Annotated in this window: 23 protein-coding genes; 15 read left to right on the forward strand and 8 right to left on the reverse strand. The window is 62.4% G+C overall.

All coding sequences use genetic code 11. The features are described from left to right. Positions 1-25: 25 nt before the first annotated feature. Positions 26-433 (forward strand): DUF1801 domain-containing protein, encoded by a 408-nt coding sequence (locus M729_RS0101075; RefSeq protein ID WP_027160497.1) that lies wholly within the window; start codon positions 26-28, stop codon positions 431-433. A 2-nt stretch (positions 434-435) separates the two neighbouring features. Here the strand turns inward: M729_RS0101075 and M729_RS0101080 are convergent, their stop codons facing one another. The 6 genes from M729_RS0101080 to M729_RS0101105 all read right to left on the reverse strand — a co-directional run bounded on the left by M729_RS0101080 (position 436) and on the right by M729_RS0101105 (position 7,005). After that, positions 436-1,614, reverse strand: coding sequence for an NAD(P)/FAD-dependent oxidoreductase (locus M729_RS0101080; protein WP_027160498.1), 1,179 nt, complete (start codon positions 1,612-1,614; stop codon positions 436-438). A 108-nt stretch (positions 1,615-1,722) separates the two neighbouring features. Next, positions 1,723-2,460: a dienelactone hydrolase family protein gene (locus M729_RS0101085; RefSeq protein WP_027160499.1), complete on the reverse strand. Its 738-nt coding sequence runs from the start codon at positions 2,458-2,460 to the stop codon at positions 1,723-1,725. A gap of 110 nt (positions 2,461-2,570) precedes the next feature. Beyond that, a complete protein-coding gene (locus tag M729_RS0101090; protein ID WP_027160500.1) occupies positions 2,571-3,869 on the reverse strand; it encodes an MFS transporter in 1,299 nt (432 codons plus the stop codon). Beyond that, positions 3,866-4,543, reverse strand: coding sequence for a FadR/GntR family transcriptional regulator (locus M729_RS0101095; RefSeq protein ID WP_013531178.1), 678 nt, complete (start codon positions 4,541-4,543; stop codon positions 3,866-3,868). Before M729_RS0101095 ends, M729_RS0101090 begins: the two co-directional genes overlap by 4 nt. A 102-nt stretch (positions 4,544-4,645) precedes the next feature. After that, positions 4,646-5,341 carry a 4Fe-4S dicluster domain-containing protein gene (locus M729_RS0101100; protein ID WP_027160501.1) on the reverse strand — a complete coding sequence of 232 codons (696 nt, stop codon included), beginning with the start codon at positions 5,339-5,341 and terminating at the stop codon, positions 4,646-4,648. A gap of 89 nt (positions 5,342-5,430) precedes the next feature. Then, the gene (locus M729_RS0101105) at positions 5,431-7,005 is read right to left on the reverse strand and encodes a trimethylamine methyltransferase family protein (RefSeq protein ID WP_027160502.1); all 1,575 of its coding nucleotides are present in this window, start codon (positions 7,003-7,005) and stop codon (positions 5,431-5,433) included. 272 nt (positions 7,006-7,277) lie between these two features. On the opposite strand from M729_RS0101105, the gene M729_RS0101110 reads away from it, so the two are divergent. Beyond that, on the forward strand, positions 7,278-7,976 hold the full coding sequence (locus M729_RS0101110; protein ID WP_013531175.1) for a cobalamin-binding protein: 699 nt from the start codon (positions 7,278-7,280) through the stop codon (positions 7,974-7,976). A gap of 88 nt (positions 7,977-8,064) precedes the next feature. Here the strand turns inward: M729_RS0101110 and M729_RS1000000139825 are convergent, their stop codons facing one another. After that, positions 8,065-8,283 (reverse strand): hypothetical protein, encoded by a 219-nt coding sequence (locus M729_RS1000000139825; protein ID WP_318011966.1) that lies wholly within the window; start codon positions 8,281-8,283, stop codon positions 8,065-8,067. Between M729_RS1000000139825 and M729_RS0101120 the strand changes: the two genes are divergently transcribed. The 10 genes from M729_RS0101120 (at position 8,269) to M729_RS0101165 (ending at position 17,380) form a co-directional block, all read left to right on the forward strand. Further along, a complete protein-coding gene (locus M729_RS0101120; RefSeq protein ID WP_027160503.1) occupies positions 8,269-8,898 on the forward strand; it encodes a DUF1638 domain-containing protein in 630 nt (209 codons plus the stop codon). The two genes, M729_RS1000000139825 and M729_RS0101120, sit on opposite strands and share 15 nt — an antisense overlap. A gap of 104 nt (positions 8,899-9,002) precedes the next feature. After that, positions 9,003-9,578 carry a DUF4893 domain-containing protein gene (locus M729_RS0101125; RefSeq protein WP_027160504.1) on the forward strand — a complete coding sequence of 192 codons (576 nt, stop codon included), beginning with the start codon at positions 9,003-9,005 and terminating at the stop codon, positions 9,576-9,578. Between the two features lie 93 nt (positions 9,579-9,671). Then, positions 9,672-10,454: a formyl transferase gene (locus M729_RS0101130; protein WP_027160505.1), complete on the forward strand. Its 783-nt coding sequence runs from the start codon at positions 9,672-9,674 to the stop codon at positions 10,452-10,454. A gap of 204 nt (positions 10,455-10,658) precedes the next feature. Then, positions 10,659-10,961 (forward strand): virulence factor, encoded by a 303-nt coding sequence (locus M729_RS0101135; protein WP_013531170.1) that lies wholly within the window; start codon positions 10,659-10,661, stop codon positions 10,959-10,961. Beyond that, on the forward strand, positions 10,954-11,580 hold the full coding sequence (locus tag M729_RS0101140) for a methylenetetrahydrofolate reductase C-terminal domain-containing protein (protein ID WP_013531169.1): 627 nt from the start codon (positions 10,954-10,956) through the stop codon (positions 11,578-11,580). The genes M729_RS0101135 and M729_RS0101140 overlap by 8 nt, the downstream gene beginning before the upstream one ends. Next, complete coding sequence (locus M729_RS0101145) at positions 11,577-12,668, forward strand: methylenetetrahydrofolate reductase (RefSeq protein WP_013531168.1); 1,092 nt, start codon at positions 11,577-11,579, stop codon at positions 12,666-12,668. The genes M729_RS0101140 and M729_RS0101145 overlap by 4 nt, the downstream gene beginning before the upstream one ends. Positions 12,669-12,749: 81 nt before the next feature. Beyond that, a complete protein-coding gene (locus tag M729_RS0101150; protein WP_027160506.1) occupies positions 12,750-13,724 on the forward strand; it encodes a methyltetrahydrofolate cobalamin methyltransferase in 975 nt (324 codons plus the stop codon). Continuing rightward, a complete protein-coding gene (locus tag M729_RS0101155) occupies positions 13,675-15,828 on the forward strand; it encodes an ASKHA domain-containing protein (protein ID WP_032807954.1) in 2,154 nt (717 codons plus the stop codon). Before M729_RS0101150 ends, M729_RS0101155 begins: the two co-directional genes overlap by 50 nt. A 186-nt stretch (positions 15,829-16,014) precedes the next feature. Next, positions 16,015-16,200: a hypothetical protein gene (locus M729_RS0101160; RefSeq protein ID WP_027160508.1), complete on the forward strand. Its 186-nt coding sequence runs from the start codon at positions 16,015-16,017 to the stop codon at positions 16,198-16,200. A gap of 232 nt (positions 16,201-16,432) precedes the next feature. Beyond that, the gene (locus M729_RS0101165) at positions 16,433-17,380 is read left to right on the forward strand and encodes an alpha/beta hydrolase (protein ID WP_027160509.1); all 948 of its coding nucleotides are present in this window, start codon (positions 16,433-16,435) and stop codon (positions 17,378-17,380) included. Between the two features lie 26 nt (positions 17,381-17,406). Here the strand turns inward: M729_RS0101165 and M729_RS0101170 are convergent, their stop codons facing one another. Further along, the gene (locus tag M729_RS0101170) at positions 17,407-18,306 is read right to left on the reverse strand and encodes a LysR substrate-binding domain-containing protein (RefSeq protein WP_013531163.1); all 900 of its coding nucleotides are present in this window, start codon (positions 18,304-18,306) and stop codon (positions 17,407-17,409) included. A gap of 221 nt (positions 18,307-18,527) precedes the next feature. On the opposite strand from M729_RS0101170, the gene M729_RS0101175 reads away from it, so the two are divergent. The 3 genes from M729_RS0101175 (at position 18,528) to M729_RS0101190 (ending at position 20,471) form a co-directional block, all read left to right on the forward strand. Beyond that, a complete protein-coding gene (locus M729_RS0101175) occupies positions 18,528-18,713 on the forward strand; it encodes a hypothetical protein (protein WP_013531162.1) in 186 nt (61 codons plus the stop codon). A gap of 339 nt (positions 18,714-19,052) precedes the next feature. Next, complete coding sequence (locus M729_RS1000000139635) at positions 19,053-19,187, forward strand: hypothetical protein (RefSeq protein ID WP_013531161.1); 135 nt, start codon at positions 19,053-19,055, stop codon at positions 19,185-19,187. Positions 19,188-19,532: 345 nt separating this feature from the next. Next, on the forward strand, positions 19,533-20,471 hold the full coding sequence (locus tag M729_RS0101190) for a GlxA family transcriptional regulator (RefSeq protein WP_348625597.1): 939 nt from the start codon (positions 19,533-19,535) through the stop codon (positions 20,469-20,471). Positions 20,472-20,482: the final 11 nt, after the last annotated feature.

The following is a 20,482-nucleotide window of genomic DNA, read 5'->3' on the forward strand; positions in this document are numbered from 1 at the left end:
CGCGTCGACGCACAGGAGACACCAAATGACCCCCTCGCAACAGATCGACCAGCTGATCGCCGGTCTCTCGGACTGGCGCGGCGAGACGCTCGCCGACATCCGCAAGACCATCCTTGCAGCCGACCCGGACATCATCGAGGAGTGGAAGTGGATGGGCAGCCCGGTATGGTGCCTCGACGGCAACATCGTGGTCGGCAACGCCCACAAGGACAAGGTGAAGCTGACCTTTTCCCATGGCGCCAGCCTGCCGGATCCCGACAGGCTGTTCAACAATGGTTTTGGCGGCAAGGTGTGGCGGGCTATCGATGTGTTCAAGAGCGACACGCTCAATGAGAGCGCTTTGAAAGAGCTCGTCCGTGCCGCCATCGATTACAACAAGGCCAAAAAGAAGAAAAAGGCGCCGGCAGCTACTGGGGCGAAGCCACGGAAGTAAGTCTATGCTGCCTGGCCTGCCACCCAGCCAGACGACCATGCCCACTGGAAATTATAACCGCCCAGCCAACCCGTGACATCGACGGCTTCGCCGATGAAAAACAGGCCCGGCACGGATTTCGCCTGCATCGTCTTCTGGTCCAGCCCGTTGGTGTCGACCCCGCCCAGTGTCACTTCGGCGGTGCGGTAGCCCTCAGAACCGGCAGGCTTGATGCGCCAGTCATTGACTGCGGCAGCTATGGTTTTGATCTGGGCGTCCGCAAGATCGGCGAGGTTGCCGTCGATGCCGGTTCGTTCGGCGATCGACTGCGCCAGCCGCTTCGGCAGGTGATTTGCCAGCACGGTCTGCACCGCCTGCCGCCCATTACCGCGCTTGGCACTACGAATGAGGTCCGCCACATCAACTCCCGGCAGCATGGCGATGCGGATTTCGTCGCCCTCGCGCCAATAGGACGAGATTTGCAGGATGGATGGTCCGCTGACGCCGCGATGCGTGAACAGCATCGCTTCGGAGAACTGCGTCTTGCCGCAGGCGACTTCCGCGTCGACGGCGTTGCCGGCCAGCGGCGCGAGCCCTTCGAGCGTGTTTGCGTCAAAGGTCAGCGGCACCAGCGCCGGCCGCGTTTCGACGATGGCAAGCCCAAACCGTTCGGCAAGCTCGTAGCCGAAACCGGTCGCCCCCATCTTGGGGATCGACTTGCCGCCGCAGGCCACGACCAGAGACTGGCAGCTAATCGTGCCCGTGGAGAGAGTGAGCACAAACCCCTCAACGATTTTGCGGACATCCTCAACGCTGGTCGACAGCACCAGTTCGGCGCCCTTGTCCTGCATTTCCGAGACCAGCATGTCGATGATCTGGCGTGCGGAGCCGTCGCAGAACAACTGCCCAAGCGTCTTTTCGTGATAGGCGATGCGGTGGCGTTCGACGAGGGCGATGAAATCGCGTTGCGTATAGCGGCTGAGCGCCGAAATGCAGAAATGCGGATTGCCCGACAGAAAATTCTTCGGGCTGGCATGGACGTTGGTGAAATTGCACCGGCCCCCGCCGGAGATGCGGATCTTCTCGCCAGGCGCCGCCGCATGATCGAGGATCAGCACAGAACGGCCGCGCTTGGCCGCCTCCACGGCGCACATCATTCCGGCGGCACCCGCGCCGATGATCACGACATCATAGGATTGCATCAGGCTGTTCGTTCCCGCTCGGCCCACTCATCCGGCGCAGCGCATTTGTGCTGCCTGATACCGCGAACGGGGCGGACAGCCAACAGGCAAGAACAGCCAGGCAAAGGCTCAGATCAGCGTCTCTGCGAACAACGTCGTCAAGCGCTTCCAGTGGCGTTCGGCGCCCGCGGCATTGAAAACGCTGTGATCGGGCACGCACCAGCCATGCGCCATGCCGGCATAGTTCTCGATGACATGATCTACTTCCGCAACCCTGAGCGCCTCGGCCAGCCGCGCCGACTGTTCCGGCGGGAAACTCCTGTCGACGCCGGATGTGCCGACATAGACACGCGCCTTGATCGAGGCTGCCTTGCGATGCGGGCTGTCGGCGGCGTCGCCGGCCAGATTGCCGCCATGGAAGCTTGCGGCCGCTTTTATCCGTTTGGGATAGGTTGCAGCCGCATTCAATGATCGACCGCCGCCCATGCAATAGCCGATGGTGCCGATCGGCCCGGTGATGCCCTCGGCAGCAAGCGCATCGAGGAACGCACCGCTGTCGCGGATGGTCATCTCCTGCGTCGTGCCGGTGACCAGCGCCATCAGCGGGATTTTGGTCTTTTCCTCGGCGAAGGCGGTCTTGGCGTCGAACGGCCCGTAGGGTGCATTGCGGTAGAACAGGTCGGGCACCAGCACCGCATAGCCTTCATTCGCCAGCCGCTCCGCCATACTGTCGAGCGCCGGCCGCGGACCAAAGGCGTCCTGATAGAGAATGACGCCGGCCTTGGCAGGAGATGCGTTTGCCGAGCGGAAAAGCCCGGCATTGGCAACACCATCCCTGGTCTTGATCTGAAGGTCGTGTTTCGTCATCGCTCGCTCCGTTCGACAGATGCGCGATACATATCCGCGCAAGCCTATACGGCAAGGCGCTCCCTGAGCATGGCAGTCAAAATTTCGTGCGGGATTGCGTGACGCTATTGCTAGCCTTCTCGCACCGTCCGCGCACCGACATGCAGCGCGCGGCCGGCACCGAGCCCCATAATGGCTACGCCAAGCCCGAGCGCGACGAACAGGAACGCCGTTCCCGAAAAACTGCCGGTCCAGTCGCGGATCAGGCCCACCAGCAGCGGGCCGAATGCCGCCAGCACATAGCCGACGCCTTGCGCCATGCCTGAAAGATGCGCGGCGACATGCGAATCCGGCGAACGCAGCACGATCAGGCTCATGGCAGCCGCGATCAGGCCGCCCTGCCCGATGCCTTGCAGGATCGCCCAGAACAGCACGGTCGAGGTCGGTGCGAACAGAATGCCGAGCAGCGCGATCACCGCCGTGGCAACGAGCGCCACATTGATGCCGCGCTGGTCTTTCAGCCGCATCGCGAAGGACGGCACGGCGAGGCAGGTGATGACCTGCGCCATGACAGAGACCGAAACCATGGCGCCGGCGGTGGCCGCATCGAAGCCACGCTCGCGCAGGATCGGCGCCAGCCAACCGAAGATGCAATAGGCAAGTGCCGACTGCAGGCCCATGAACAGCGTCACCTGCCAAGCCAGGCGATCGCGCCAGAGACCAACGACGCGAAAGCCCCGATGACTGACCTGCCGACGGCTGCCCAGCGCCTGCGGAATCCAGATCAAAAGCACGACCAGTGTAGGCACCGCCCAGGCAGCAAGTGCCCCGGACCATGAACCGGTGACAAAATGCTCGATCGGCAGTGTGAAGCCGGCGGCGGCCGCCGAGCCGGCACAGAGCGCCATGGTGTAGAGCCCGGTCATGACGGCGGCCCTGTCGGCGAAATCGCGCTTCACCAGGCCTGGCAGCAGCACATTGCCGATGGCAATGGCGCCGCCGGCCAGGAAGGTGGCGACAAACAGCAGGGGAACCGTACCGAACCAGCGCAGGCCGGTTCCCAGCACCAGCAAGGCGAGCGCCCCGAGCAAGGTGCGCTCGGCTCCATAGCGCTGCGCAAGCCTTGGCGCGAAGGGCGCGAACAGGCCGAGGCACAGGACGGGCAGCGTCGTCAGCAGGCTGGCGCCCGTCGTCGACAGCCCGGTTGCCTGCATCACCTCGGGCAACAGCACCGACAGGCTCGAAAACAGCGGCCTCAAGCTGAAGGCGATCAGCACAAGGCTCGCGCCAAGCACGATGCGCGCCGCACGGCTGCGCAGTTCAGGCGGCTGCGGCACGGGCAGGCTGTCGGCCTCGGCATCGATGAGTTCCAGACCCTCGATGGCGGCGGATTGCGCCGTCGGGTCAGGCTGACGAAAACTCTGGTTCATTGCGAAAGCAGTCTTTCAAGTTGGGCAAGCACCGGCGCCATGAAGGCGCGAACAGCGGCAACGGCGCGCTCGGGATTGCTCGCGGCAATGGCGTCGACGATTGCCGCATGCGCCTGGTGGTCCGGTTCGGGCAGATCGCCGTCGATGGTGGCATGGATGGTCTCGGTGATGGCGGCGGTGAAGAAGTCGTAGAGCTCCATCATCGCTTTGTTGCCGGACGCCGCGACAACCGATTTGTGGAAAGCGAGATCGCGCCGGATGAAGGCATCGCTTCCGCCGCCCGCGACGGTGCCGCGTTCGGCAAGCAGTTGCCGCATCGTCTCAAGATCGGCTGGCGTGTGGCGCATGGCGGCGAGCCGTGCCGCCTCCAGGTCGAGCGCCGCCCGCGCCTCCCACTGATCGCGCAGGCCGGTGCGCTTGACCCGGTCGAGCGCGGCAGAGGCATCGACGGTAGAGCGCACATATGTGCCCGAGCCCTGGCGCGTATCCAGCAATCCTTGCGAGACCAGCACCCGCACCGCCTCGCGCACCGTGCCGCGGCTGACCGACAGAAGGTCGGTCAGGGCTGCCTCATTGGGAATGCGCTCGCCGACGCCCCAGCGGCCGCTGACGATCTCCGCACGCAGGCTGCTGGTGGCGCTGTCGGTGAGATTGGTTCTGGTGGCGGGTTGCATAGGCCTATTCATAAGTCATCAGATGACTTGATGAATAGGCCTGCTTCTAGCTGCCGTCAAGATGCTCATCGAAGCCAACGAGCACCATGCAATGGGAACGGATCAGCTGGTGGCTCGTGCGAAGCTCGCCATGTGAAAGGCCTGGACCTCCGGCGGATAGCGATACCCCGTGCCATAGGGGCACGCATTGCGATCGAGGCAACCGCCGCTGCGGCAGGGTTCGCCATTCGCTCCCCCCACATGCGCCAGGCAGGATTGATAAGCGAATCCTTGCACGGAATAGGCGTCGACCGGGCAGGATTTCAGGCAGGGTTTCTCGGCGCAGCTATCGCAAAGGTGGGGCGCTGCCTCGGCAACTTGAACTGGAATTTCGTCGTCAAACAGCAGCACACCGCGGTAGGCATGCCATAGCCCGTAGCGCGGATGCATGAGGATGCCGAGCGGCGACGGTTTCAGCCCCTCCGCCCGCATCGCCCATTGCTGGAACGGCAGATAGGGCTTGTCCGACGGAGAAATCGCCCGTGCGCCAAAATCCCGCGCCACGGCGCCGATCACTTCGCGCGACCATGTGTCGAGCGGATTGGCGATTGCCTGTGGCTGTTGCTCCCACCAACGCAGGAAATGCGGCCAGGGTGCCGCGCCCGCCTGCCCCACCAGCAGGACGGCCGCTGCCGGCGCACCCGATGATCCCGTTGGCGGCGCATCGCTTGGCGTAAAATTGAAGCCGCCGCGAAGAACAAGGCCGTTGGCGAGAAGCGCCGCAGCAATGCGGTCAACGCTGCCGGCGGGCGTAATCATCCCTTCTTGTCCGGATCGGAGAACGCGCTCCGCCAGACTTCCTTGTGGATGATGTTGGCGACTTTAGCCCCGCCTGACTCGGGCTCCTTTCAAGTGAAGGCGTCGGGCATCGACCCCTTCTTCTTGGCGATGAAGTCCTTCAACGCTTCGTCGATGCTCGGATCGAGATGCGGCGCCTCATAGCTTTCCAGCCAGCGGCGGGCGAGTTCGTTGGCGCGCTGCGGCGCTGTCTTCTCGCCTTCGGCCAGCCACTGCTCGTAGGAATTGTTGTCGGCGATGTTGGAGCGGTAGAAGGCGGTCTGGAAATTGGCCTGGGTGTGGTCGCAGCCGAGATAGTGGCTGCCCGGCCCGACCTGGCGGATGGCGTCCATCGCCTGGCCGTTTTCCGACAGGTCGACGCCTTCGGAGAATTTCTGCGTCATGCCGAGCTGGTCGATGTCCATCATGAACTTTTCGTAGCAGGAGGCCAGCCCGCCCTCGAGCCAGCCGGCCGAGTGCAGCACGAAATTGGTGCCGGCCAGGATGGTCGAGTTCAGCGTGTTGGCGCTTTCATAAGCCGCTTGTGCATCCGGAACCTTGGACGCGCAGAGCGAGCCGCCGGTGCGGAACGGCAGGCCGAGACGGCGCGCCAGTTGTGCGGCGCCATAGGAAACCAGCGACGGCTCCGGCGTGCCGAAGGTCGGCGCTCCCGACTGCATCGAGATCGACGAGGCGAAGGTGCCGAACAGCACCGGCGCGCCTGGCCGGATGAGCTGCGTGAACGACGCGCCGGCCAGCACTTCGGCCAGAACCTGCGTCAGCGTGCCGGCCACCGTCACCGGGCTCATCGCGCCGGCGAGGATGAACGGCGTGACGATGCAGGCCTGGTTGTGGCGCGCATAGACCTTCAGCGCACCGAGCATGGTCTCGTCGAACACCATCGGCGAGTTGGCGTTGATCAGGCTGGTCAGCACCGTGTTGTTCTCGACGAAATCGTCACCGAACACGATCTTGGCCATGGCGACGGTGTCCTCGGCGCGTTCCGGCGCGGTCACCGAGCCCATGAACGGCTTATCGGAATATTTGATGTGGCTGTAGATCATGTCGAGGTGGCGCTTGTTGACCGGCACATCGACCGGCTCGCATACCGTGCCGCCCGAATGGTGGATCGACGGCGCCATATAGGCGAGCTTAACGAAATTCTGGAAATCCTCGATCGTCGCGTAGCGCCTGACACCGTCGAGGTCACGCACGAAGGGCGGGCCATAGACCGGCGCGAACACGGTGGCATTGCCACCGATCTGCACCGAACGCTCGGAATTGCGGGCGTGCTGGGTGTAGACGGACGGTGCGGTCTTGAGCAGCGAACGGCACAGCCCCTTCGGGAAATGCACGCGCTCGCCCTTGACGTCGGCGCCGGCCTCTTTCCACAGTTGCAGCGCTTCTGCATCGTCGCGGAAGATGATGCCGATCTCCTCGAGCACCGTGTCGGTGTTCTTCTCGATCAGCGCCAGGCCGTCCTCGTCCAGCACCTCGTAAACGTTGATCTTGCGCTTGATGTAGGTGAGCTGCGTGCCCGGGCCTCCGCCCGAACGCGCGGCCCGCCGGGCAGCAGCCCCGCCGCTGGCGCCGCGCCCACGTCGCGCGTTTGACGCTTCCTGATCGACTGCCGCGTGTTCGCTCATGGTGTTCTTCCCTGAATCTGTTCTTGTCTGGAATCCATAGCGGCTGCTCTCGCCGCTTCTTGCCAGATCGTAGCCATGCACCCTATTCGAAACGGCCCGCCAGCGCCAACGCCTGTCGCAAAATCGACAAGAATTCCAAGAGAGTTACGGTCGCTTTCCTTTTGCGGGAAGTCGCAAATCAGCTATGGATACATGCCCTCAGCGGGTTAGGTATGAACGCGAAGATATGTGCCTTGCGACATGGTCGCGATGCCGGCAGGAGCTCGATACAAATGTCCGACGACGAGATCATCCTTTCCGAACTTTCCGACGACGAGTTGGTGCAGCAGATGCACGACGATCTCTATGACGGGCTGAAGGAAGAGATCGAAGAAGGCACCAACATCCTGCTCGAGCGCGGCTGGGCGCCTTACAAGGTGCTGACCGAGGCGCTGGTCGAAGGCATGCGCATCGTCGGCGAGGATTTTCGCGACGGCATCCTGTTCGTGCCGGAAGTGCTGCTTTCCGCCAATGCGATGAAGGCGGGCATGTTCATCCTGCGCCCGCTGCTCGCCGCCACCGGCGCGCCCAAGCAAGGCAAGATGGTCATCGGCACCGTCAAGGGCGACATCCACGATATCGGCAAGAACCTTGTCGGCATGATGATGGAGGGCGCTGGCTTCGACGTCATCGATCTCGGCATCAACAATGCGGTCGAGAAATATCTCGATGCGATCGAACAGCACCAGCCCGACATCATCGGCATGTCGGCCCTGCTGACCACGACCATGCCCTATATGAAGGTCGTCATCGATACGATGAAGGAAAAAGGCATCCGCGACGATTATGTCGTGCTGGTCGGCGGCGCACCGCTGAACGAGGAATTCGGCAAGGCCGTCGGCGCCGATGCCTATTGCCGCGACGCGGCGGTGGCGGTCGAGACCGCCAAGGACTTCATGAAGCGCAAGCACAATGTGCGCGCTTCGGCCTGATTGGCCAATTCGGCCTGGACGACAGGAGAAGCCGCGCCCTTGCAGCGCGGCTTTTTTGTTACCAGATGATGAGGTGGCCGCGTGCGGATCAGGGCTTGGTGACGGTGTCCTCGACCGCCTTGGCCGTCGATTTGACATCCCTGCCGACGCCACGGACGGTGTTCGCGCAGGCCGCAAGGGCCAAGGCGCAGGCCAGGATGGCAATCGGCGTGATGCGTAGCAGTTTCATGGACGGTGTCTCCCTCAACAGATAAATTAGCGCCACAACAACGAAGGCCGCTCGACTGGTTCCATGGCCAAGACGCAAAAAACGAAACCGAATCAAGACGACAGGCTGCTCGTCATCGCCTGCGGGATGATTGCGCGCGAAGTTCTGGCCGTCAAGGAACAGCTCGGGCTGGATCACCTCGACCTGACCTGCCTGCCGGCGGAATTCCATTTCTACCCGGACCGCATCGCACCGGCCATGGACAAGGCGATCGAAAAAGCCAAGACGCAAGGCTACAGCAACATCTTCGTCGGCTATGCCGATTGCGGCACCGGCGGCCTGCTCGACCGCATCTGCGAGAAGCATGGCGTCGAGCGCATGGCCGGCCCGCATTGCTTCGCCTTCTACCAGAGCATGGAGGCCTATGCGAAAGTCGCAGACGACGACATGATGTCGTTCTACATGACCGACTTCCTCTGCCGGCAGTTCGACGCTTTCTTCATGAAACCGCTCGGCCTCGACAAGCACCCGGAGTTGATCAAGGACTATTTCGGCAATTACGAGAAGCTGATCTACCTCGCCCAGACCAACGATCCGGAACTCGACAAGATCGCCGAAAAAGCCGCCAGAATGCTCGGTCTCGTCTATGAACGCCGCGCCACCGGTTATGGCGACCTGACGGCCGGAATGGCGCAGGCGGCTGCACGCGCCTGAAGCAATTCTTGCCCCGCGATGACCCGAGCCTGGATGACAGGCCGCCGTGGACGGGTAAGGTGTGCGCCACAAGCAAACAGACTGCCAGCCATGGAAACGCACTGATGACCCCTCGCCTCTTGACAGCTGCACTCGGCCTCCTCTGTTTGGCCCTGCCCGCCCATGCCGACGGCGAGATACAGAAACTCATCACCCCGGCCGACAAGACGCGGCTCGACAAATATGGCGAGACCCGCAAGGCAGCCCTTGCCGAGGCGAAGACAGGCAACCCGGCCGAGGTCAAGCAACTCGATGCCCTGTTGGCAAAGCCGCTGGTGGCCTTTTCCGACAAGGACCTGACCGGCAACTGGCAGTGCCGCACCATCAAGGCCGGCGGTCCTTTGCCGCTCGTCATCTATGGCTGGTTCAAGTGCAAGGTGACCGATGACGGTTCCGGCTGGCGGCTGGAGAAGATCAGCGGCTCGCAGCGCACCAGGGGCCGTTTCTTCGACGATGGCGAGAAATGCGCGATCTATCTCGGCTCCTTCTATGTCAACAGCGATCCGGCAAAGCCCTATGGCAGCGGTCCGCAAACCGACCAGGTCGGCTACGCCTTCCGCAACAGCGCCAAGGAATGGCGCATCGAATTTCCGGCGCCCTACTATGAATCGAAGCTCGATATCATCGAATTCAAGCGCTGACCGTGTATCGAACAGCTGATCACCAAGGATTAACCCGGACACCCTAGCATCCCGTCTATTGTCGAGAACGGTTGCTTGGAGGGGGCAAGATCCATGGCAGCATCAGAATCCAATACGCGTCCGATCGTGGTCGTCACCGGAGGCGGCCAGCATGTCTGGGCTATGATCAATGCAATCGCCGACCGCGTAGGTCCTGTCAGCGTCGTCCTCGAAACGCCTGAATCCAAGAAGCAATTGCTGCGTGGCCGGGCTCGCCGCCAAGGCTGGATTTCCGCCATCGGCCAGCTTGGCACGATGGTACTGAGTAGGTTGGGCAAGCGATTCCTGGCCGGTCATAGCGCGCGACTGATTGCCGAGGAGAAGCTGGAGGTTGAGCCGCGACCAGGCCAGGAGATCATCCCGGTAGCCTCGGCCAATGGGCTTGAGTGCCTGCAGGCGATCCAGAAGATCCGGCCAGGCGTTGTGCTGCTCAACGGTTGCCGACTAATCTCGGCTGAGATGCTGAGCAAAATGCCCTGCCCGGTGCTCAACTACCATGCGGGCATCACGCCGAAATATCGCGGCATGAATGGCGGCTATTGGGCTCTGGTATCAGGCGATGCGGAGAATTTCGGCACGACTGTCCACCTCGTCGACGCTGGCGTCGACACTGGTGGCGTGCTGAAGCAGGCGCGCGGCAGATCGAAAAAAGGCGACACCATCTCAAGTCACGCGCTACGCCAGACGGCGTTCTCGCGCGACATCTGCGTCGAGGCTGTCAGCGATGCACTGGCTGGAAAACTCACGACGATCGATCCCGGCCTGCCTTCGAAACTCTGGTATCATCCGACGATCTGGTTCTACGTCTGGACGGGCCTCAGAACTGGCATCTGGTAGCGCGTTTTTCGTCCTGGACGGCATACTGCGCGCCAGCGTTTCCGACGCGCTGGACCGGGCGCCGGCACACGCCGCAAACGAATAAACCCACCTTTCATTTTACGACATCGATATGCGTCGCTTTTGAATGCGCGCGCGTCGTCCCATAACAAGCGGCACCACTGCGCTTGCGGCAATGCTCGATAGTTCGAGGAGTGAAAATTCATGGCCGATCTGATCGTCGTCTACTGGCGCGACATCCCTGCCCAGGTGATCGTCAAGAAGGGCCGGCAGAACGCCAAGCGCGAACTGCCGCTGCGCTTTACCGAGGCGATCGACATGTGCGCCATGCGCACCGGCGCCGGCGGTACAGACGACTATCTGGCCGAATGGCGCAAAGCCGATCCCATTCCGGTCGGCGACGACCTCGAAGCCGAAGTCGAGAAGGCATTCAACGACATCGACACGAGATATGACCGCGAGCGGCTGGTCGCTCTGGTCAAGGCGGGCGGCAAAGAAAATGTCTGAAACCATTCCTGCCAAGGAGAGGCCGGCTGTTACCCAGGCCACTCTGGTCAAGAAGGCAGCGCCGAAATCCGACTACAAGCCGGCCGACGTGTCGCCGCAGCGGCGCGTGCAGCGTTCCTTCGCGGTCAGATTATGGTCGGTGCGGCACTCGCGATTACTCGAATGGTTCTACGCCAAATTCGCCGACATGTTCCTGCTCCTCCATCCCTTATGGAAAGGCATAGGCTATGGCCGTGTCGAAGGGCCGATCAAATTTGTCGAGAAGCGCGTCAAGGGCTTCATGTTCGACTGCCGCATGTGCGGCCAGTGCATCTTGTCCTCGACAGGCATGTCTTGCCCGATGAACTGCCCCAAGCAATTGCGCAACGGCCCTTGCGGCGGTGTCCGCGCCAACGGCAATTGCGAGGTCGAGCCCGATATGCCCTGCGTCTGGGTCAAGGCCTGGGAAGGCTCGCAGAACATGGTGCACAGCGACAGGATCCTGACCGTGCAGAAGCCGGTCGACCAGTCGCTGCGTGAAACCTCGGCCTGGCTGCGGGTGACCGCTCAGGCGGCCACCGCGCGCGAAGCCGCCGCTGCCGCCAAGAATGAGGCGGCCAGCACCGGGGCGTCGGCATGATCGGCCGCCAGCGCGACGAAAACCCGGCCGGCATCCACCTGCCGCTCGAACCCCTGCCCGGCCACACCTCGCGCGGTCGGCTGGAGCGCGTACTGCGGCGCGGCGAGTTCGCTGTGACGACGGAGCTCAACCCGCCCGACAGCGCCGATCCGGAAGACGTCTACAACAGGGCGAAAATCTTCGACGGCTGGGTCGACGCCATCAACGCCGTCGACGCATCGGGCGCCAACTGCCACATGTCCTCGGTCGGCATCTGCGCACTTTTGACGCGCATGGGCTATGCGCCGATCATGCAGATCGCCTGCCGCGACAAGAACCGCATCGCCATCCAGGGCGACGTGCTGGGCGGGGCTGCGATGGGCGTCGCCAACATGCTGTGCCTGACAGGTGACGGCGTGCAGGCCGGAGACCAGCCCGGCGCCAAGCCGGTGTTCGATCTCGACTGCATGTCGCTCCTGGAAACCTGCCGCATCATGCGCGACAACGGCAAGTTCCTGTCCGGCCGCAAGCTGACGACGCCGCCGCAGCTTTTCCTGGGTGCTGCGATCAATCCGTTCGCGCCGCCGATCGACTTCCGCCCGCACCGGCTGGGCAAGAAGATCGCCGCCGGCGCGCAATTCGTACAGAGCCAGTATTGCTTCGACGTGCCCATGTTCCGCACCTACATGCAAAAGGTGCGCGACCTCGGCTATACCGAAAAATGCTTCATCCTGGTTGGCGTCGGGCCGCTCGCCTCGGCCAAGACGGCCAAGTGGATCCGCTCAAACGTGCCGGGCATCCATATTCCCGATTCTGTCATCAAGCGGCTGGAAGGCGCCCAGGACCAGAAAAAGGAAGGCAAGCAGCTCTGCATCGACATTATCAACGAGGTGAAGGAAATATCAGGTGTTTCCGGCGTTCACGTGATGGCCTACCGACAGGAAGAATATGTTGCCGAGATCGTCGATGAATCGGGCGTGCTGAAGGGCCGCCAGCCATGGAAACGTGAGATCCGCCGCGACGATCAGCTTGTCGCCGACCGGCTCGACAGCATCTTGCACGACGATATTACCGAAACGCAGGTGGACATGGTGAAGACCGCGCACTGACGGCGCGGACGGCCACCCATTCGCTTGAACGAAACCAGACAACGATATAAAGAAATCTTTATATCACGGCGGAGAGAATTCATGACCCGTACCATCGTCGCTTCGGCGACACGAGAAATCATCATCGGCTTCGACCAGCCGTTCTGCGTGATCGGCGAACGCATCAACCCGACCGGCCGCAAGAAGCTGGCCGCCGAGATGATCGCGGGCAATTTCGAGACCGTCATCAGGGACGCATTGGAGCAGGCAGCCTGTGGCGCCACCATGCTCGACGTCAATGCCGGCGTCACCTCGGTCAATCCGAACGAGACCGAACCCGGCCTTTTGGTGCAGACGCTGGAGATCGTGCAGGGGCTGGTCGACCTGCCGCTGTCGATCGACAGTTCCGTCACCGCCGCGATCGAAGCCGCACTCAAGGTTGCCAAGGGCCGCCCGCTGGTCAACTCCGTCGCCGGCGAGGAAGAAAAGCTCGAAGCCATCCTGCCGCTGGTCAAGAAGTACAACGTGCCGGTCGTCGCCATCTCCAACGACGAAACCGGCATTTCGATGGACCCGGACGTGCGTTTCGCCGTCGCCAAGAAGATCGTCGAGCGCTGCGCCGATTTCGGCATTCCGGCGCATGACGTCGTCGTCGACCCGCTGGTGATGCCGATCGGCGCGCTGGGCGATGCCGGCCGCCAGGTCTTCGCGCTGCTGCGTCGCCTGCGTGAAGAACTCAAGGTCAACACCACCTGCGGCCTGTCCAACATCTCTTTCGGCCTGCCGCATCGCCACGGCATCAACGCCGCCTTCATCCCGATGGTGATCGGCGCCGGCATGACCTCGGCCATCATGAACCCGGTGCGCCCGCAGGAAATGGAAGCCGTGCGCGGCGCCAATGTACTGAACGGCACCGACGAGAACTGCACCAACTGGATCCGCACCTACAAGGATTACAAGCCGGCCGAAGGCGGCCAGGCCGTTGCCGCCCCGACGCAAGTCAATGCGCCGGGCGACGGCGCCGGCAATGGCGGTCGCCGCCGTGGCGGCCGTGAAGCCCGGATGGGCCGAGGATAAGCGCGCAATCGTGAATTCACCTGCAAACATCACCGACCCGCTCGTGCTGTTCATGCCGTCGGGCAAGCGCGGGCGGTTTCCTGTCGGCACCCCGGTGCTCGATGCCGCGCGCCAGCTCGGCGTCTATGTCGAAAGTGTGTGCGGCGGACGCGCCACTTGCGGGCGTTGCCAGATCGAAGTGCAGGAAGGCAATTTCGCCAAGCACAAGATCACCTCCTCCAACGACCACATCACGCCCAAGGGCGCCAAGGAAGAGCGCTATGAGCGCGTCCGCGGCCTACCCGAACGGCGTCGCCTCTCCTGCTCGGCACAAATCCTCGGCGACCTCGTCATCGACGTGCCGCAGGATACGGTCATCAACGCGCAGACCATCCGCAAGGATGCCGACACCAGGGTCATCGCCCGCGATGCGGCGATCCGCATGTGCTATGTCGAGATCGAAGAACCCGACATGCACAAGCCGCTTGGTGATCTCGACCGGCTGAAGATCGCGCTGATGCACGATTGGGGTTTGAAAAGCCTCGATTTCGATTTTTATCTGCTGCCGCAGGTGCAAGGCATCCTGCGCAAGGGCAACTGGACCGCGACCGCCGCCATCTACAAGGATGCCGACTCTGAGACAGCGCGCGTCGTAGCACTTTGGCCCGGCCTCAAGAACGAAGCCTATGGGCTGGCCTGCGATATCGGCTCGACCACCATCGCCATGCATCTGGTGTCGCTGCTGTCGGGCCGCGTCGCCGCCTCGTCGGGCACCTCGAACCCGCAGATCCGCTTCGGCGAGGATCTGATGAGCCGCGTCTCCTATGTGATGATGAACCCGGACGGCCGCGAGGGCATGACGGTCGCCGTGCGTGAGGCGATCTCGGGTCTCGTCGACAAGGTCTGCGCCGAAGGCAATGTCCAGCGCAACGACATCCTGGACAGCGTCTTCGTCGGCAATCCGATCATGCACCATCTGTTCCTCGGCATCGATCCGACCGAGCTTGGCGGTGCCCCCTTCGCGCTCGCCGTTTCGGGCGCGGTGCACATCAAGGCATCCGACATCGGCCTCAAGCTCAACCAGGGCGCCAGGCTCTATATGCTGCCTTGCATCGCCGGCCATGTCGGTGCGGATGCGGCGGCGGTGACGCTGTCGGAAGGCCCGCATCGCCAGGACGAGATGATGCTGATCGTCGATGTCGGCACCAATGCCGAGATCGTGCTCGGCAATCGCCAGCGGGTGGTTGCGGCCTCCTCGCCCACCGGCCCTGCCTTCGAGGGCGCCGAAATCTCCGGCGGCCAGCGAGCAGCGCCCGGCGCCATCGAGCGCGTGCGCATCGATCCCGATACGCTTGAACCAAAATACCGCGTCATCGGCTCTGAACTGTGGTCCGACGAGCCGGGCTTCCTGGAAAGCGTCCAGGCGACCGGCGTCACCGGCATCTGCGGCTCCGGCATCATCGAAGTGGTGGCGGAGATGTATCTCGCCGGCATCATTTCCGAGGACGGCGTCATCGACGGCGGGCTTTCGGCGCGCTCGCCACGCGTTACGGCCAACGGCCGCACCTTCTCCTATGTGCTGAAGGACGGCTCCGCCGCATTGACGGAAGATGGGCCGAAGATCACCATCACCCAGACCGATGTGCGCGCCATCCAGCTTGCCAAGGCAGCGCTTTATGCCGGCACCAAGCTGTTGATGGAAAAGCAGAACACCGAGCATGTCGACCGCATTCATTTCGCCGGCGCCTTCGGCTCCTTCATCGATCCGAAATACGCCATGGTGCTGGGCCTGATCCCGGATTGCGACCTCGACAAGGTCTCGGCGGTCGGCAACGCCGCCGGTGCCGGCGCGCGCATGGCGCTGCTCAATCGCGGCTACCGCCGCGAGATCGAGGACACGGTCAGCAAGATCGAGAAGATCGAGACGGCGCTGGAACCGAAATTCCAGGAGCATTTCGTCTACGCCATGGCGCTGCCCAACAAGGTCGATCCGTTCCCGAAACTGTCGGCAGCGGTGAAACTGCCGCCGCGCAAGACGGTCAGCGAGGATGGCGTTGCCGGCGACGCCGCTCCGCGCCGGCGTTCGCGCGAAGGCCACGAGGGGCGGAGGCGTGGAAGGGAATAAGCGGCCCGCCCCCGCCAACACCTTTCGAAACTCATTTGCATGCAAATGTTTCCGGATCGTCTGATCCGGAAACCAAAACGCTGTTTTCGTGAAATTCGCCAGATACATGGCAGGCGCATTCAACCGGCATCGAACGGCAGGCAGGAAATATCTTTCAGCCGCTGCAACGCTCCAGGGGAGACAACGATGTCAATGCTCGAAAGCCTGAGCCGCTATGGCACCGCCATCAGACAAGCCCATGACCGCAGCAAGGCGCGGCGCCTGCTGAACAGCCTGCCGCCCGAAATCCAGAAGGACATCGGCTGGCCGGTGTCGCCGCGATCCAGTGAAAGGGCATCCCTCAGCAACGCTATCTGGAGCGCCGCGCGCTGATGACCTTCGCCGACAAATGCAAATTGCTCGGCATGCGCCGGGGACCTCGCATGTCCCCGGCGACCACCAGCAACCGGCTGCGAGCCGCACTTTTACCGCGTCGCTGACCACTGCGGCGCGGATCAAACCGCCGTGTAGACGCGGGCGCAAATCTTGACATTTTCAGCCACGGCACAATCTTTCGATTTAGGGGGTTCTCTTAGTCGGCTTTGGCCGAAGTTCGTGTATCCGCATGCCAAGTTTGAAAAGCCATGTCGTGTCTTTTGTCTTGCGGCACAGCCGTAAGCAGGCATTTGCCAGTCCGGAAAATCTGCAGCGCTGGATCGCGGCCGCGCGCAAGACCGAGAACCACCGGCCGCCCGCCTCGCTGCACCAGCGTCTCGATATCGAGATGCATACGGTCGGTGGCTTCCCCGTATACGAAATCCCACCCAAGTCCGGCGAACAGAAGCGGATTCTCTACTTGCACGGCGGCGCCTATGTCTTTGAAATCACGCCCTATCATTGGCACCTGATTGCCGACATGGCGGATCGGTTGGGCTACGCAATCACGGTGCCGATCTATCCAATCGCCCCCGAACATGATTTCCACGCCATGTTCGGAATGGTTGGCGATGTTTACCGGCAGATGCTCGCCGAGACGGAGGCCGAGGACATCGTCTTCATGGGCGATTCCGCCGGCGGCAACATGGCTGTGGTGCTGACCATGATGGCCGCCGAAGAAGGACTGTCCCTGCCGTCACGACATGTGCTCATTTCGCCGGGTCTCGACGTGTCGCTCACCAATCCCGCAGTGTTCGAGGCGGAACGCAACGACCCTTGGCTGGGCATAGCTGGCGGACGAGAGGCGATTCGTCTGTACAGTGCCGGCATCGATCCCAGCGACTGGCATATCAGCCCGGTCTATGGAGACCTGTCAGTGCTGCCAAGAACACTGCTTTTGACTGGCTCGCGCGATCTTTTGACGCCCGACAATCTGATCTTCGCGGAAAAAGCCCGCGCCGCCGGCGTTGAAATCGATCTTGTCTATGAGGAAGGCATGTTCCACGTCTGGCCGCTGATCGACATGCCGGAGGCCCGGCGCGCCCGCGAGCGCATCGTAGAATTTCTCGGGGAGAACCGGATCGTGCAAGACACGAGAGTAAGGCCTGAACAGCGCCCCGCCGAAGCGGCGGAGTAGCTCTATATATCGTCCTTACCAGCCGGTCAGAACTTGCCGGTTTCCCGGAACACTTCGAAGGTCGCGCGGATGTGGTCGGCGACGGCCTTGACCGGCGCGCTGGCGTCCGGCGCCACCACCATCGCCAGATTGTAGGTGCCGATGTCGGGCATGCCGTCCTTCGGGCAGAGTTCGACCATGTCATTGCCGAGAAACGACTTCGGCAGCGGCGCCACGGCGAGATCGGACATGATCGCGGCGCGCTGGCCGGCCGTGTGCGCGCTCATATAGGCGATGCGGTAGTTGCGGCCCTCGCGGCCAAGCGCATCGAGCGCTCCGGCGCGCCAGGCGCAGCCCTCTTCCCAAAGCGACACCGGCAGCGGCTCGCGCAGATGCGCGCAGCCGCCCTTGGCGCCAGCCCAGACGATCGGCTCGGTCAGCAGCACCTCGGCGCCGAGCGCGCTGGTCTTGTAGGAATTGGTCAGCAGCGTGATGTCGAGCGCCCGGTCGTCCATGCGCCGGCGCAGATTGCTACTCTGGTCGATGGTGACGTCGACGGCGATCGACGGATGCGACTGCGCGAAACGCTTCAGCACATGCGGCAGCACGCGCTCGCCGTAATCGTCCGGCGAACCAAGCCGCACGACACCGACAATCTCGGGAATGATGAACTTCGACACCACCTCGCGGTTGATCGACAGCAGCCGGCGGGCATAGCCGAGCAGCATCTCGCCGTCCGTGGTCAGCGACACCGAGCGGGCGTCGCGCGCGAACACGGAGCGGCCGAGAATGTCCTCCAGCTTCTTGATCTGCATGGAGACGGCCGACGGCGTGCGAAAGACGGCATTGGCGGCGGTGGTGAAGCTGCCGGTCTCGGCAATCGCCACGAAAGTGCGCAAAACGTCGAGATCGAGCAGTGGCAGCGGATGATTGAGCGGGGCGTTCATGGCAACCGACCTTCAATTTTTCTGATACAAAACATCATTCCATTTCGTTTGATTGAACATCAGATTGGGAGGATAGTCAACTCCATCGAATGAGGCAGCTGCCACAAGCAGCCATGAAACGACCCCGACACAGACCTGCATTCGACACGAAATGAAGTTGAAACAAACCCGCCGTAACCAACGCGCTGTCTGGCACCCGCCAGCCACCAAAGGAGAAAGAAATGTCTATCCTGTCGTCTCTTGGTCGCATCGCGACCGAATTCAGCGCGGCACGCGCCCGCTACCAGACCGAGCGCGCCATCCGTTCCTTGCCGATCGAACTGCAGAAGGATATCGGCTGGCCTGAGGCTTCCGACACCAAGACCGGTACTCGCAATGGCATCGGATCCTGGGCTGGAGCAAAGTAGATCGTGTGTACTATGTGCTGAAGGCCTGCCGCGCGAACCGCCCGGCAGGCCTTCTTTATTTTATTTGTATACAAATGAGTTTTGGAGCCATGTCACCAACGCATGACGCATATGAGAAAGCCGCATAGCAGCTCCTGTTTTCACTTAATATCTTGTAAATGATCGTAAATTTTGAGCACCTTGCCCAAATCTGTCGCAATCGATGTCGCATTTCATATCAAGCGGTTCGCTTTTGCGATTTAGTTTCTGCTTACGCAAGCCTATATCAGCGCCAGCAAACGAGCTGCCCCACTCCATCAAGCGAAGGCGACCCGTCTGAGCAACCGAATGGAGATGATTATGAAGCTTTTTGCCCGCCTCTTTGCCCGCCGCGAAATGAACCTGACCACCGCTCTCGAGCGTCAGCGTCTCGCCAACACCATGCCCGGCCAGACTGGCGCCATGAATGCGGCGCGCCTCGGCTTCGTCGCCTGAAGATTTTCCAGGCAGCGCATCCCTGCCGCTGCTTTAAAACTGCAACGCCGCCTGCCTCCAGCCAGAGCGGCGTTTTTGTTCTGCGCACAGGCTGTACGCTGCCTGTCCCTTGAACAGTTCGTGCCACTTCCGGGCCCCGCTGCACGCCGATTGCCCATTTGCGACCCATGTCGCAAATTTAATCTTGTCGTAGCGGCGTAGCCGATTGACAGACATGGTTTTTCCTGATGTCGCTATGCTATTCGCGACATCCTGTTCGCGCCATGGCTGTGTGAGGTTCCCTTGAACGCCGTAAAGCATCCGATCAAGCGGTCGTTTGTATTCTTCCTTATTCCCGATTTCACCATGATCGCCTTTGCGACCGCGCTCGACCCGCTGCGCTCGGCCAATCGCATGCTCGGCTACGAGGCCTATCGCTGGCGCCTCGCCAGCATCGACGGCAAGCCGGTGCGCGCCTCGAACGGAGTCGAATGCGCGGTTAACACGTCGCTCGAGGATGAACGCAAGAAGATGGCAGGCCCCGATCGGCCGAACATGGCCATCGTCTGCAGCGGCATCAATGTCGAGCGCTACCAAAACAAGTCCGCCTTCGCCTGGCTACGCGAGGAATACAATCGCGGCGTCGCCGTTGGCGGCCTGTGCACCGGCGCGCATATCCTCGCCGCCGCCGGCCTGTTGTCCAACAAGCGCTGTGCCATCCACTGGGAGAACCTGCCGGGCTTTTCCGAGGCGTTCCCGAAGGCCAATGTCTTTGCCGACCTCTTCGAGATCGACCAGAACATCTACACCTGCGCCGGTGGCACTGCCGCACTCGACATGATGCTGAAGCTGATCGGCGACGATTTTGACGAGAACCTCGTCAACCGCGTCTGCGAGCAGGTGCTGACCGACCGCGTGCGCAGCCCCACCGACCGCCAGCGCCTGCCGCTGCGCGCCCGCCTCGGCGTCCAGAACTCGAAAGTGCTGACCATCATCGAACTGATGGAGGGCAATCTGTCGGAGCCGCTGTCACTGATCGAGATCGCCGATCATGTCGACCTGTCGCGCCGCCAGATCGAGCGGCTGTTCCGCACCGAGATGGGCCGCTCCCCCGCCCGCTATTATCTCGAAATCCGGCTCGACCGCGCTCGGCACCTGCTGATCCAGTCCTCGATGCCAGTGGTCGAGGTGGCGGTCGCCTGCGGCTTCGTCTCGGCCTCGCATTTCTCCAAATGCTACCGCGAACTCTACGCCCGCTCGCCGCAGCAGGAGCGCGTCGACCGCAAGCAACTGCTGGCCGCCTGAGCAGAGGTGTC

It is taken from the genome of Mesorhizobium sp. WSM1293, from assembly GCF_000513875.1.
Lineage (GTDB): Bacteria > Pseudomonadota > Alphaproteobacteria > Rhizobiales > Rhizobiaceae > Mesorhizobium > Mesorhizobium ciceri.

Bases quoted from the DNA above. Each gene is read 5' to 3' on its own strand.
- M729_RS0101075 (WP_027160497.1), top strand. From the start codon at position 26: ATGACCCCCTCGCAACAGATCGACCAGCTGATCGCCGGTCTCTCGGAC.
- M729_RS0101080 (WP_027160498.1), bottom strand. From the start codon at position 1,614: ATGCAATCCTATGATGTCGTGATCATCGGCGCGGGTGCCGCCGGAATG.
- M729_RS0101085 (WP_027160499.1), bottom strand. From the start codon at position 2,460: ATGACGAAACACGACCTTCAGATCAAGACCAGGGATGGTGTTGCCAAT.
- M729_RS0101090 (WP_027160500.1), bottom strand. From the start codon at position 3,869: ATGAACCAGAGTTTTCGTCAGCCTGACCCGACGGCGCAATCCGCCGCC.
- M729_RS0101095 (WP_013531178.1), bottom strand. From the start codon at position 4,543: ATGCAACCCGCCACCAGAACCAATCTCACCGACAGCGCCACCAGCAGC.
- M729_RS0101100 (WP_027160501.1), bottom strand. From the start codon at position 5,341: ATGATTACGCCCGCCGGCAGCGTTGACCGCATTGCTGCGGCGCTTCTC.
- M729_RS0101105 (WP_027160502.1), bottom strand. From the start codon at position 7,005: ATGAGCGAACACGCGGCAGTCGATCAGGAAGCGTCAAACGCGCGACGT.
- M729_RS0101110 (WP_013531175.1), top strand. From the start codon at position 7,278: ATGTCCGACGACGAGATCATCCTTTCCGAACTTTCCGACGACGAGTTG.
- M729_RS0101120 (WP_027160503.1), top strand. From the start codon at position 8,269: ATGGCCAAGACGCAAAAAACGAAACCGAATCAAGACGACAGGCTGCTC.
- M729_RS0101125 (WP_027160504.1), top strand. From the start codon at position 9,003: ATGACCCCTCGCCTCTTGACAGCTGCACTCGGCCTCCTCTGTTTGGCC.
- M729_RS0101130 (WP_027160505.1), top strand. From the start codon at position 9,672: ATGGCAGCATCAGAATCCAATACGCGTCCGATCGTGGTCGTCACCGGA.
- M729_RS0101135 (WP_013531170.1), top strand. From the start codon at position 10,659: ATGGCCGATCTGATCGTCGTCTACTGGCGCGACATCCCTGCCCAGGTG.
- M729_RS0101140 (WP_013531169.1), top strand. From the start codon at position 10,954: ATGTCTGAAACCATTCCTGCCAAGGAGAGGCCGGCTGTTACCCAGGCC.
- M729_RS0101145 (WP_013531168.1), top strand. From the start codon at position 11,577: ATGATCGGCCGCCAGCGCGACGAAAACCCGGCCGGCATCCACCTGCCG.
- M729_RS0101150 (WP_027160506.1), top strand. From the start codon at position 12,750: ATGACCCGTACCATCGTCGCTTCGGCGACACGAGAAATCATCATCGGC.
- M729_RS0101155 (WP_032807954.1), top strand. From the start codon at position 13,675: ATGGCGGTCGCCGCCGTGGCGGCCGTGAAGCCCGGATGGGCCGAGGAT.
- M729_RS0101160 (WP_027160508.1), top strand. From the start codon at position 16,015: ATGTCAATGCTCGAAAGCCTGAGCCGCTATGGCACCGCCATCAGACAA.
- M729_RS0101165 (WP_027160509.1), top strand. From the start codon at position 16,433: ATGCCAAGTTTGAAAAGCCATGTCGTGTCTTTTGTCTTGCGGCACAGC.
- M729_RS0101170 (WP_013531163.1), bottom strand. From the start codon at position 18,306: ATGAACGCCCCGCTCAATCATCCGCTGCCACTGCTCGATCTCGACGTT.
- M729_RS0101175 (WP_013531162.1), top strand. From the start codon at position 18,528: ATGTCTATCCTGTCGTCTCTTGGTCGCATCGCGACCGAATTCAGCGCG.
- M729_RS1000000139635 (WP_013531161.1), top strand. From the start codon at position 19,053: ATGAAGCTTTTTGCCCGCCTCTTTGCCCGCCGCGAAATGAACCTGACC.
- M729_RS0101190 (WP_348625597.1), top strand. From the start codon at position 19,533: ATGATCGCCTTTGCGACCGCGCTCGACCCGCTGCGCTCGGCCAATCGC.